Here is a 12,060-nt window from a genome sequence, read left to right as displayed (position 1 = left end):
CAGAGTCTGTGTGACCGTCGGCTCCCGGCAGCGGCCGAGAACAGACGGTGAGGATCAGATATCGAGGAAGCGAACGTCTTTCGCGTTCTCTTGGATGAAGCGTCGACGCGAATCCACGTCATCGCCCATGAGCACCGTGAAGATCTCATCGGCCACAATCGCATCGTCGAGCGACACCTGTTTGAGCAACCGGTGGTCAGGATCCATCGTGGTCTCCCACAACTCCTCATAGTTCATTTCGCCCAGACCCTTGTAGCGCTGAATCGCCATGTCCTTGGGCAGACGCTTGCCGGAGGCTCGTCCGGTTTCGAGCAGACCATCGCGCTCATTGTCTGTGTATGCGAACTGGTGCGCGGCGTTCGACCACTTGAGCCGATACAGCGGAGGAGTCGCCAGGTAGACGTAGCCATGTTCGATGAGCGGCTTCATATAACGGAAGATCAAGGTCAGCAGCAGCGTCGTGATGTGTTGGCCGTCGACATCCGCGTCGGCCATGAGCACGATCTTGTGGTAACGCAGCTTGTCAAGATCGAACTCTTCGCCGATGCCGGTGCCGAAGGCCGTGATCATGGCCTGGACCTCGTTGTTTCCCAACGCCCGGTCGAGTCGAGCCTTCTCCACATTGAGGATCTTGCCGCGCAGCGGCAGAATCGCCTGGGTATTCGGGTTGCGCCCCTGTGTTGCGGAGCCGCCTGCGGAGTCACCCTCGACGATGAAGACTTCGGAGATCGTCGGGTCTTTGGACTGGCAGTCCTTGAGCTTGCCGGGCATGCCCGAGGATTCGAGCAGTCCCTTGCGCCGCGTGGCTTCACGGGCCTTGCGTGCAGCCAGTCTCGCCTGGGATGCCTGGAGACCCTTGCGTACAACGTCCTTGGCCTGAGCCGGGTTGGATTCCATCCAGTGGCCGAGTTCGTCGCGGACAACGCGCTGGACGAAGCCCTTGACCTCGGAGTTGCCCAATTTCGTCTTCGTCTGGCCTTCGAACTGAGGATCGCCGAGCTTGACCGAGATGACAGCGGTCAGTCCCTCACGGATGTCGTCACCGGTGAGGTTCGCGTCTTTCTCCCGCAGGAGTTTCTGTTCCCGAGCGTAACTGTTGATCAGCGAGGTCAGTGCCGTGCGGAAGCCCTCTTCGTGAGTGCCGCCCTCATGGGTGTTGATGACGTTGGCGTAGGTGTGTACCGATTCGCTGTAGGACGTCGTCCACTGCATCGCGATCTCGAGAGAGAGCGTCTCGCCGGGCTCCTCGGACTCGAAGACGATGACATCCGGGTGGATGAGATCGGCCTTCTTCGTCGCATTCAGGTACTGCACATAGTCGAGCAGACCGTGTTCGTAGTGATACGTCGCCTCACGCGGTTTGGCGTCTGTCTCTTCGTCCTCGTCGATCTGGACGTTGTCGTCGTCGATCTGAACGTGCCGTTCATCGGTCAGGCTGATCTTCAGACCCTTGTTGAGGAACGCCATCTGCTGAAAGCGCGCCCGCAGATACTCATACGAGAAGTCGGTGGTCTCGAAGATTGTCGAGTCCGGCCAGAAGGTCACCATCGTGCCGGTCTCGGAGGTCTCGTCGCCGCGGCGAAGCTCCCCTGTGGGAACACCCTTCTCAAAGTCCATGTTCCACACGTAGCCGTCGCGTCGAACCTCGACCTCCAGGCGCTCGGACAGCGCATTGACCACTGTCGAACCCACTCCGTGCAGACCGCCGGCCACGGCATAGCCACCTCCGCCGAACTTACCGCCGGCGTGCAGAATGGTCAGGATCACCTCGACGGTGGGCTTACCCTCTGTGGGGTGCATCGCCACCGGCATTCCACGCCCGTCATCGACGACTCTGACTCCGCCGTCGGCGAGGATCGTCACCTCGATGTGATCACAGTACCCGGCCATCGCCTCATCGACGGAGTTGTCGACGATTTCCTGAACCAGGTGGTGGAGACCGCGTTCCGAAGTCGAACCGATATACATGCCAGGTCGTTTGCGAACTGCTTCGAGACCCTCAAGTACCGTAATATCCCCGGCATCGTAATGGGGTAGATCCTCGGTCGTCATATGACTCCTAGTGCGGGTGGGCGCTAACAGCTTCCTATTCTACCGCGCCACGCCCGGAAATGCCCGTAAGCGGCCCATTAAGGTGCATTTGCGGAATTTTGAAGCCTCAGATGTACCCCCGGGCACGAACGGGACCGGCTATCGCCGTTTAAGGCCCTCTATGGTTCTTCAGATCTGCTGCGGTGCAGACTCAGAAACTCCTCAGCCGAAGGTGTCCCGTGGCCCACGTCCGGAGACACTGCGCCGACCCTTCTTGAAACTGCGCCCTCGTGGCCCGCGGATCTCAATCTCCGTGATCGTCTGCGAGCCGAGACCAGCCTCCAACGCTCTGAGGATCGTGGGCTTGAGCACCCGCAGCTGAGTCGCCCATGTCGTCGAGTCGGCGGCGATGATCAGCAGCGGAGGAGAGAAATCGACGGGTTTGCAGTGCATTGCGACCTGTTCTCCCACCAGATCGGGCCACCGGCCCAGCACCTTGCCGATGTCGATGGAAGACGACCAGCCTCGGGCGGAGATCAGCTTTCCCAGCGCCGATGAGATCGCCGCAGGGTCACGTTTGTCCTTGCCCGGCGAGGAGTAGATGGCTTCGCCTCGCAGTCGTGACCGGCGACGGCTGCGGACGAACTTCGCCTCGGTCGCTTCCATCCGACGCACCCGGTCGAGAGCTTCAAGTGCCGCGACCGGAGTTGAAGTGTCCTTCTCGATCCCGCTCATGGGAGCAGACGCTCCTGACCGATCCTTCGGCCCTCAAGCCCTGCGGGCAGATCGCCGTCGACGGCTGCGGTGATGAATACCTGCTCAGCTTCAGTGATCCGAGAAGCCAGTCGGTTCCGACGTCCAGTGTCGAGTTCGGCGAAGACATCGTCGAGGACAAGGACCGGCTGCTCGGCGGCCGACCCGGCATCGGAGCTCAGCAGATCCCATCCGGCCAACTGCATGGCAAGAGCCAGCGACCAGGTCTCGCCGTGTGAGGCGTAGCCCTTCGCCGGATGTTCGCCGATCGTCAGAGCCAGATCGTCACGACCGGGACCGTGCAGGGTCAGACCCCGTTCGATCTCCGTAGTGCGTCTGCGCTCGAGGGCGGCCAGCAGCAGCTCCCGGCATTCGGCAGCGGATTCGGCCTGAGAATAGTCGATGCGTGAATCGTAGCGAGCTTTGATTCCCTGGCGTTCCAGTCGAGCATCGGCAGCGATATAGGCGAAGTTCTTCTGCAGCGGCTCGACGATATCGGCGAGGATCCTCTGCCTGCCGTACACCAGCTCGGAAGCGGAGTCCGCATAGGCCATGTTCCAGATGTCCAACGTCGCCTCGAGTCCGGGGTCGCGATCCTCGCGCAGACGCTTGAGCAGTGCGTTGCGCTGCTTGAGAGCACGTTCGAAATCTGTGATCACCGAGGAATAGCGAGGATTGCGGGACACTACCAGTGTGTCGATCCATGATCGTCGTTCTGCTGGTTCGCCCCGGACAAGGCTGAGATCCTCTGGTGCGAAGACGACACACGAGACGAGTCCGAGTATCTCCTTCATCTTCACCGGGGAGCGGTTGACCCGTGCCCGGTTCGCGCCCTTGGACTGGATCGAGACTTCGACCGTGGCATGTCGCTGATCACGGTTGACGAGAGCGGACACGGTTGCCGTCTGGGCGGATTCATTGACCAGCGGCGCATCGAAGGCAACTCGATGAGAGCGCAGATGAGCAAGATACCCGATGGCTTCGACGATATTGGTCTTGCCGGTCCCGTTGTCGGCCACGAATGTGGTGACCCCGGGTTCGAACTCGAGATCGAGTTCGGGATAGGACCGGTAGTTACGCAGCGAAAGTCGGGATATCCACATTCAGATACGCGTTGGCATGAGCAAGTACCGATACGATTCGTCGGCCGACGATTCCAGATCCCTCTGACCCGAGATGATGACGGGCTTCATCGGCTGGGTGAACGAGAAGTTCACATATGGGCTCTCGATGGCAGCGAGACCTTCGGCGATGTAGTGAGGGTTGAAGCCCACGGTGATCGGGTCACCTTGGAGCACTGCCTCGACGGCTTCCGAAGCTTGGGCATCGTCGCCGGTTCCGGCGTGGAGTGTGAGCATTCCGTCGCTGACTTCGAAGCGCAGCGGAGTGTTCCGTTCGGCGACGAGGGAGACACGACGGACAGCCTCACGCAGAACGCCAGTTTCGACGATCGCGTGGATCGGCACGGAATCAGGGAACAGCGAACGAACCTTGGGGTACTCGCCTTCGACGAGGAGTGAGGTTGTGACTCGGCCCGCCGAGGTGAAGGAGATGAGATCCTTGCCTGCATCGTTGGTCAGACCGATCGTGACATCACCGCCGAGTGATTTCGAGACATCGGAGAGAGTGCGTCCGCGCAGAAGTGCGACAGCGGAGACGTCGGGACGTCCGGGGTTCCAGGTGAACTCCCGGACAGCGAGCCGGTAGCGGTCGGTGGCCAGAAGCGTGACCTTTTCGCCTTCGATCTCGACGCGAACGCTGGTCAGGATCGGCAGGGTGTCGTCTTTCGACGTTGCGATCGTGACCTGTGAGACGGCGTTCTGGAATTCACCGGCTGCCACGGTTCCTGAGGCGTCGGGGACCTGAGGCAACGACGGGTATTCGCCGACAGGCATCGTCATGAGAGAGAACCGAGACGAGCTGCAGGTGACGTCGACCTTCGAATCGATCTGCTCGAGGGTGACTTCCTGGTTCGGAAGTGCCTTGGAGATGTCGGCAAGGAGTCGGCCGGAGACGAGCACGGTGCCGGCGGTGACGACCTCAGCTGAGATCTCGACTCGGGATGAGACTTCGTAGTCGAAGACGGAAAGACGAACGGTCCCACCAGCCTCGGCGGTGATGAGAATGCCGGTGAGCACTGGTGCGGAAGGACGACTGGGGAGGGTCTTGGTTGCCCAAGTCACCGCATCGGCAAGGACATCGCGGTTGACTTTGAACTTCAGGGGAGATGCTTCGGCGTTCACTTTACTCCTTCGGGGCGACCACCCGACGTGTTCAAGACACTGGCTTGACGTTGCTCGGAAAACTCTACACAGCCTAGCGGAAATCTCAGCGTCGGGGCATCGGGCTGACGACAACATGATCAGCCACAGGCGCTGCTCAGTCCAGGACCTGCAGGATCTCGCATTCGAGAATCGGCCGTGACCATGTGTTCGAATAATTGAGTGTGGTCAAAGTCTGTGTCGAGCTCTCGAGTGAGAGCTTCCCGACCGAGCCGATGCAGTCGGTGGCGGTCACCCTCTTACAACTTCAATTCATGGAGTAGAAGTATTAGCACCTGTGGAGTTTGTGGACAACCAACTGCTACGCCCTAGTAATCAAGGGCTGAGCGACCTCCGAGGGTGTGGATCCCCTGTGTACGCTCACACATGCTTCGGTGGGCGCTTGGGTAAGCACATCCATGTAGTTCACATCCGTCCACTCACTTCGTGAAGTTATCCACCATTCTATCCCCAGGTTACGTGGTTTGTCCCCATGGTTATCCACAGATGTGTATACCGCGTTCTATAGGCGATGTTGCTGTTTAATGCGGTTTGTTAACTCGGTGACCTGAGTGTAGACCGCCCGTCGTTCAGCCATTTGAGTTCGAATCTTCTTGTTCGCATGCATCACGGTGGTGTGATCGCGTCCGCCGAATGCCTGTCCGATCTTCGGCAGCGACAGCTCCGTGAGTTCACGGCACAGGTACATGGCGATCTGGCGAGCAGTGGTCAGGGTGCGTGATCGGGACGTGCCGCACAGATCATCGAGGGTGAGGCTGAAGTAGGCAGCCGTCTGACCCATGATGTCGGCAGCGGTGATGGCTGGAGTGTCGTCCTGGGTGATGAAGTCCTTGAGGACGGTCTCGGCCAGACTGACGTCGACCTGTTGATCGTTGAGGTTGGCGAAGGCCGTCACACGAATGAGAGCTCCCTCGAGCTCGCGGATGTTCGAGGAGATCCGCGAGGCGATGTATTCGAGCACTTCATTGGGAACATCGAGCTGTTCGCCGGCCGCCTTCCGCCGCAGAATCGCAAAGCGCGTTTCCATGTCCGGGGGCTGCACATCCGTCAGGAGGCCCCACTCGAACCGTGAGCGCAGTCGCTCCTCGAAGCCCTTGAGCATCTTCGGGGGCTGGTCAGAGGTGATGACGACCTGCTTGACCTCATTGTGCAGAGCATTGAATGTGTGGAAGAACTCTTCGACCGTCGCGTCCTTGCCCTGCAGGAACTGGATGTCATCGATCATCAGGATGTCGACCTCGCGGTAGCGACGCTGAAATGCTGGTCGCAGGGAGTTCGAAGTCTTCGAAGAACCGATCGTATTGATGAAGTCGTTGACGAACTCTTCGCTCGAGACGTATTTCACTCTGATCTCGGGGAACAGCTGCGTCGCGTAGTACCCGATCGCGTGCAGGAGGTGTGTCTTTCCCAGCCCCGAATCGCCGTAGATGAACAGCGGGTTGTAGGCCTTGGCCGGCGCTTCGGCCACGGCGAAGGCCGCAGCATGGGCGAAGCGGTTGGACGCCCCGATGACGAAGGTGTCGAAGGTGTACTTGGGGTTGAGCTGGGCGACGCCGGGAACCTCGACCGGTGGAGTCGGCTGGGCGGCGGTCGCCTCGGCGATCTTCATCTCTCGCGTCGTTCTTTCCACAGGTGCCCCGTTGCCGGGCGCTGGCCCGGTGTCCTCGTACCTGGGCATCTGCGGCTGCGGATGTGGCGCGCGGTTATAAGGCGCCGGAGTCTGAGGCTGAGCGTTCGCAGTCTGTGACGGTGCATAGGCCGGAGACCCGGTAGATCCCATCGCCGAAGTAGATGTCTCCGGATCGATTTCAATGGGTGATCCCGGTGTGGGTTCCCCGATGAGATCTTCGAACCTGATCGGAACGTCGAGTTCGGGATCGACGACGAACCCGAAGGTCACCTCGAAACCAAGAATATGAGAGAACTCCCTGGTCAGAGGCCCGAGGAGACGAGTCTCAATGGTTCTGCGCGTGTGCTCATCCCGGACAGCAAGCAGGACCAATGCGTTGTCGACGAGAGCCTTGGGCACAGCAAGCGAAAGGAAGCCTCTCTGATGAGCGGTGAGACTGGGGTCCTGATCCAGGGTCGAGACCACCGTCCGCCATTGGCTGATGAGCTCATTCTTGGAATTCGACACCGTCAATCTTCCTCCGTTTTCGTAGTTTCTTATTGGCATGGTCCACACCTGTGTATGACTTCCACATAGTTTTCCACAGTTTGTGGAGAACTGACGAGTCATCCCAGTAATCCTCCACACTGGTGGATAACCATGTGGAAAACTACACGCTTGTTACTTGTGGACGACCGCAGATGTGCAGAGGATGAATTCCGGCGAGCGGTTCACAACAGTGACGTGAAACATTGGCATCGAGTTTGACCAGGAACTTTGACCTTGGCTAAGATGGAGTGTCCTGTGTACCGGGCTTCATCCGATTATCTTGAATATCTTTTGGCTCTTATGCACAGGAGTGCTCGGCGGTCGAGACCCGTACCGCCGTTTTTTGTGAGAACGCACCGTCGTTCGACCGCAACCTAGAAATCGGAGACTTGAAGTGAGTAAGCGTACTTTCCAGCCCAATAACCGCAAGCGCGCCAAGAAGCATGGCTTCCGTCTGCGTATGCGGACTCGTGCCGGCCGTTCGATCCTGGCCGCACGTCGTCGCAAGGGACGTGCCGAAGTTTCGGCATAAGTGTGATCAACGCGGCTCACCGGATCCGCAGCGGAGACGACTTCAGAAGAGTCTTCAAAGCTGGCGTCCGTGTGCGCTCGGACCATTTGATGGCACACAGCCTGATAGATAGTGATGATTCCCACGCTGCACGCGTGGGTTTCATCGTATCCAAGGCCGTTGGAAATGCCGTTCGACGGAACCGAGTGAAACGTCGTCTTCGAGAGATCATGCGAGTCCGGCTCGACAGCCTTGAACCCGGTGCACTGTTCGTGATCAGAGCATTGCCCCAAGCGGCAAAAGCGGAATTCTCCGTGCTTGAGTCCGAGGTCACGATGCTGATGGACAAAGCGCAGAAGAAACTAGAGCGACGTGGACGCCGAACATGATCTGAAGCACCCCTCGGAGGTGCCCCGCAGACCGGCCGGTTTCTGGCCCACAGTCTGGTGGATGATCCGAATCGGGCCGCGCATTCCGTTCGTGTGGTTCATCAGAGCTTATCGAGTCGTGGTGTCTCCACTGTACGGACAGGTATGTCGGTACTATCCCAGTTGCTCGATGTACGGTCTGGAGGCCTTCGAGATACACGGAGTTCTCAAGGGAATGGTGTTAACTGGGTGGCGAATACTGCGATGCAATCCTTTTTCCCATGGCGGGGTGGACCATGTTCCCGGTTCAGCGCGCCAGGCCCGCTCAGTTTCAATGCATGACGAAGATGGCCGCTGACAATTGTGTCGTGTGTGCAGCAGATGTTCAGCGCGTCTGTGCATCACGACAATCCGGTGGCTGAACCCTCCGGTACACGCGAGAGCAGGACCCATGGTTCTGTGTCGCGAAGACCCGCGAACAATGGCAAAATGAACGATCGTGAAGAATCGTTGTAACGAGGAGTACTGAATGGACTGGATGGACAAGCTGCTCTACCCGCTGCAGTGGGTAGTTGCTTGGATCCTCGCGATCTTCCACGAGATCTTCACTGCGATCGGTCTGCCAGCAGCCAATGGCTGGACCTGGGTCCTGTCGATCGCCGGACTGACCCTCGTGATCCGTGCAATCCTGATTCCGCTGTTCGTCTATCAGATCAAGTCCCAGCGGAAGATGCAGCTGCTGCAGCCTCAGATTCAGCGCCTGCAGGCTAAGTACAAGGGCAAGAAGGACCAGTACTCGCGTCAGGCCATGGCCGAAGAGCAGATGAGCCTGTTCCGCGACAACAAGACGAGCCCGTGGGCCTCGTGTCTGCCGCTCCTCGTGCAGATGCCGATCTTCTTCTCCCTGTTCCGCGTCATCCACAACATGCCGGATGTAGCCTCGGGGAAAATCGACGCAATCGGTGGATTCACCCAGACCTTGGCTCAACAGGCTGAGGAGTCTTCGGTCTTCGGGATCTCGCTGTCCGCGACATTCATGTCGGACGGCATCGGCGTCAAGTTGCTTACCGGCGTTCTCATCGTGATCATGGCCTCGACCATGTTCATCACGCAGAAGCAGATGATGGCGAAGAACATGTCGGAGTCCGCCATGGCGAACCCGATGATGCAGTCGCAGAAGATGCTCCTCTACGTGATGCCCCTAGTCTTCGGCATCGGCGGCATCTACTTCCCGCTCGGCGTTCTCTTCTACTGGCTCGTCTCGAACACCTGGACGATGTGCCAGCAGCACGTGGTCATCCGCAATATGCCGGCCCCCGGCTCCAAAGCCGAGAAGGAGATGCTGGAGCGGAAGGCTCGCAAGGGCAAGCCGGTTCAGCAGCCTGAGATCAAGGGCGGCACCGACACTGCTGTTGAGCAGACCCCGAACCAGAGCCGTCAGCGGCAGCAGCCGGTGAGCAAGAACCGCAAGAAGAACAAGAAGCGCTGAGGAAGAACCATGACTGAAGAGAATGTCGACACGACTGTTGATGAGACCGTCGATGAGACTGCCGACGCAGGTGCTGCGGACAGCGGCGCCGAAAAAGATGCGAAGCCGACGAGAGCCGAGCTCCTCGAAGAAGAGGGAGAGATCGCAGCGGACTACCTCGAAGAACTGATGGACCTTGCCGACATCGATGGCGACATCGACATTGATGTCGGAGACGGACGGGCACAACTGTCGATCGTCTGCGAAGACGACGAAGATTCCAACCTGCGCATGTTGGTCGGCCGAGACGGCAAAACACTCGGCGCACTCCAGGAGCTCAGCCGGCTGGCAGTCCAGACCAGCACCGGTCAGCGATCCTGGCTGATGCTCGACATCGACGGCTTCCGCAACAACCGTCGCGACGAGCTCATCAAGCAGGCGAAGCGCGCAATCGACGACGTCAAAGAATCCGGCAATGAATTCGCCTTCAAACCGATGAACAGCTTTGAGCGCAAGATCATCCACGATCAGGTTGCTCAGGCCGGTTTGGCTTCGGAGTCCGAAGGTGAGGGTGACGGCCGGCATGTACTCGTCCGTCCTGCCCATGACTGACATTTCCGCCCTCGAAGTTCCCCCGGCAGGTACGGAAGAATTCTTCGGGGCCGCCTACCCCGCAGCTACCCGGTATGCGCAGCACCTGGCAACCACCGGCATCGAATGGGGACTGATCGGCCCCCGCGAGATCGACCGGCTCTGGACCAGGCACATCCTCAATTGTGCTGTTGTGGCTGAGTTCATCGATGACAATGATGTCGTCGGCGACGTTGGCAGTGGGGCTGGGCTGCCAGGAATTCCGATAGCACTGCTTCGTCCTGAAGCGCAGGTGGTCCTCATCGAACCGATGGAGCGGCGGGTCGAATGGCTGAAGATGGTCGTCGATGATCTTCAACTGGATAACGTTCGCATCGTCCGAGCCCGCGTCGAGGAACTCGTGGACGAGGAGATGTTCACCGTTGTGACATCGAGGGCGGTCAAGGCGATGACGACTCTCATCGAATGGACTCATGAAGTGATGGGTCCTGATGGACGGATCCTCGCGCTCAAAGGGGCTTCTGTCGAGGCTGAACTGGTGAAGACGAAGAAGCTGTTGAAGCGATACCGGCTGTCTCAGCCGAAGATTCACATCGTCGACGGCGGAATCCTCGAAGTGCCTAGCCGTGTCGTCGAGATAGTCAAGAAATAGTACGAAGTAGATTTGGTCTAGGCTGAGTATAGCTTTGTGAAACCAATGGATGATGGAGTGCGCCGAATGCCGATCATGGACGAGTCGTCTCCCATAGGTGCTGCAATCGCGCGCGACAATCGACGCGCAGATCGACTGTCCCAGGTGAGTTTTCCAAAACCAGACTCTACCCGGATCTTCACGATCGCCAACCAGAAGGGCGGCGTCGGGAAAACCACGACCGCTGTGAATATCGCCGCTGCGCTGGCGAATCAGAATCTCAACGTCCTGCTCATCGACATCGATCCTCAGGGCAATGCCAGCACCGCTCTAGGCATTGACCACTATTCGGAAGTCACCAGCATCTACGATGTGATCATCGATGACGTACCCATGCGCGAAGCCGTAGCGCAGTGCCCGGACTTCGAGACTCTCAAATGTGTGCCGGCGACCATTGATCTGGCCGGGGCCGAGATCGAGCTGGTGTCTCTTGTCGCTCGAGAGCAGCGCCTGCAGAGGTCCCTGAATGTCTATCTCGATGAACAGGCTGCAGCGGGAAGTCGAGTGGACTATGTCATTGTTGACTGCCCTCCGAGCTTGGGCCTTCTGACAGTCAATGCGTTCGTCGCCGCCCGGGAAGTGCTCATCCCGATTCAGTGCGAATACTATGCGCTTGAGGGTTTGAGCCAGCTGCTGAAGAATATTCAGCTCATCCAGAAGCATCTCAATCCTAAATTGGCGATCTCCACAATCCTTTTGACGATGTATGACGGGCGGACCAACCTCAGCGCCCAAGTAGCGGATGATGTACGGACTCATTTCCCCGAGCAGGTCCTGTCATCCTCGATTCCCCGCTCCGTGCGCATTTCAGAGGCTCCGAGCTACGGACAGACTGTCATTTCGTACGACCCCCATTCCAGTGGCGCTTTGTCCTATCGGGAAGCAGCCGAAGAAATCGCACAACGAGGAGTAAATCGTGGCTGAACGCAGGAAGCGTGGATTGGGTCGTGGTCTGGGCGCTTTGATTCCGGATGCGGCGTCGAGCGACCGACCAGTTGACGTGTTCTTCTCCGGTGGCGAGCCTGAAGAGGCAAAGCAGACCACAGAAGAGCCGAAGGCACCTCGGGCCGTTCGCACAGATCCTGCAGCCTCCATGCAGTCCTCACGCAAGCGCAAGCCTAAGGCCGGAACTTCACCCGCGTCTTCGACGTCGAAGACTGCTAAGACGGATGCACCTGCTTCTGAGTCGTCCCCGGCGAAGAGCACC

At 58.8% G+C, this 12,060-nt stretch carries 12 protein-coding genes; 7 read left to right on the top strand and 5 right to left on the bottom strand.

Annotated features, from left to right (window positions below; translation table 11 throughout):
• Positions 1–54: 54 nt before the first annotated feature.
• The 5 genes from gyrB to dnaA form a co-directional block, all read right to left on the bottom strand.
• Positions 55–2,052, bottom strand: coding sequence for a DNA topoisomerase (ATP-hydrolyzing) subunit B (gyrB, locus tag HX613_RS10660; protein ID WP_235345299.1), 1,998 nt, complete (start codon positions 2,050–2,052; stop codon positions 55–57).
• A gap of 201 nt (positions 2,053–2,253) precedes the next feature.
• Positions 2,254–2,766, bottom strand: coding sequence for a DUF721 domain-containing protein (locus HX613_RS10655; RefSeq protein WP_096160144.1), 513 nt, complete (start codon positions 2,764–2,766; stop codon positions 2,254–2,256).
• Entirely contained in the window at positions 2,763–3,887 is a 1,125-nt protein-coding gene (gene recF, locus HX613_RS10650) for a DNA replication/repair protein RecF (protein ID WP_235345298.1), read from the bottom strand. Before recF ends, HX613_RS10655 begins: the two co-directional genes overlap by 4 nt.
• The gene (gene dnaN, locus HX613_RS10645; protein WP_235345297.1) at positions 3,888–5,027 is read right to left on the bottom strand and encodes a DNA polymerase III subunit beta; all 1,140 of its coding nucleotides are present in this window, start codon (positions 5,025–5,027) and stop codon (positions 3,888–3,890) included. It lies immediately after the preceding gene.
• Between the two features lie 541 nt (positions 5,028–5,568).
• Positions 5,569–7,203, bottom strand: coding sequence for a chromosomal replication initiator protein DnaA (gene dnaA, locus HX613_RS10640; protein ID WP_235345296.1), 1,635 nt, complete (start codon positions 7,201–7,203; stop codon positions 5,569–5,571).
• A gap of 415 nt (positions 7,204–7,618) precedes the next feature.
• Here dnaA and rpmH point away from each other — a divergent pair, with 415 nt between their 5' ends.
• The 7 genes from rpmH to HX613_RS10605 all read left to right on the top strand — a co-directional run bounded on the left by rpmH (position 7,619) and on the right by HX613_RS10605 (position 11,777).
• Entirely contained in the window at positions 7,619–7,756 is a 138-nt protein-coding gene (gene rpmH, locus HX613_RS10635) for a 50S ribosomal protein L34 (protein WP_009882743.1), read from the top strand.
• Positions 7,757–7,758: 2 nt separating this feature from the next.
• Complete coding sequence (gene rnpA, locus HX613_RS10630; RefSeq protein WP_328284942.1) at positions 7,759–8,124, top strand: ribonuclease P protein component; 366 nt, start codon at positions 7,759–7,761, stop codon at positions 8,122–8,124.
• 61 nt (positions 8,125–8,185) lie between these two features.
• On the top strand, positions 8,186–8,461 hold the full coding sequence (gene yidD / locus HX613_RS10625) for a membrane protein insertion efficiency factor YidD (protein ID WP_268826788.1): 276 nt from the start codon (positions 8,186–8,188) through the stop codon (positions 8,459–8,461).
• 171 nt (positions 8,462–8,632) lie between these two features.
• On the top strand, positions 8,633–9,592 hold the full coding sequence (gene yidC, locus HX613_RS10620; RefSeq protein WP_235345294.1) for a membrane protein insertase YidC: 960 nt from the start codon (positions 8,633–8,635) through the stop codon (positions 9,590–9,592).
• A gap of 9 nt (positions 9,593–9,601) precedes the next feature.
• A complete protein-coding gene (locus tag HX613_RS10615; RefSeq protein ID WP_235345293.1) occupies positions 9,602–10,183 on the top strand; it encodes a Jag family protein in 582 nt (193 codons plus the stop codon).
• Positions 10,176–10,814 carry a 16S rRNA (guanine(527)-N(7))-methyltransferase RsmG gene (gene rsmG / locus HX613_RS10610; protein WP_235345292.1) on the top strand — a complete coding sequence of 213 codons (639 nt, stop codon included), beginning with the start codon at positions 10,176–10,178 and terminating at the stop codon, positions 10,812–10,814. Before HX613_RS10615 ends, rsmG begins: the two co-directional genes overlap by 8 nt.
• A 66-nt stretch (positions 10,815–10,880) precedes the next feature.
• Positions 10,881–11,777, top strand: coding sequence for a ParA family protein (locus tag HX613_RS10605; protein ID WP_235345291.1), 897 nt, complete (start codon positions 10,881–10,883; stop codon positions 11,775–11,777).
• Positions 11,778–12,060: the final 283 nt, after the last annotated feature.

The organism is Brevibacterium sp. UCMA 11754 (assembly GCF_021532275.1).
Classification (GTDB): Bacteria; Actinomycetota; Actinomycetes; order Actinomycetales; family Brevibacteriaceae; genus Brevibacterium.
This window is presented reverse-complemented; position numbering and strand designations above follow the sequence as displayed.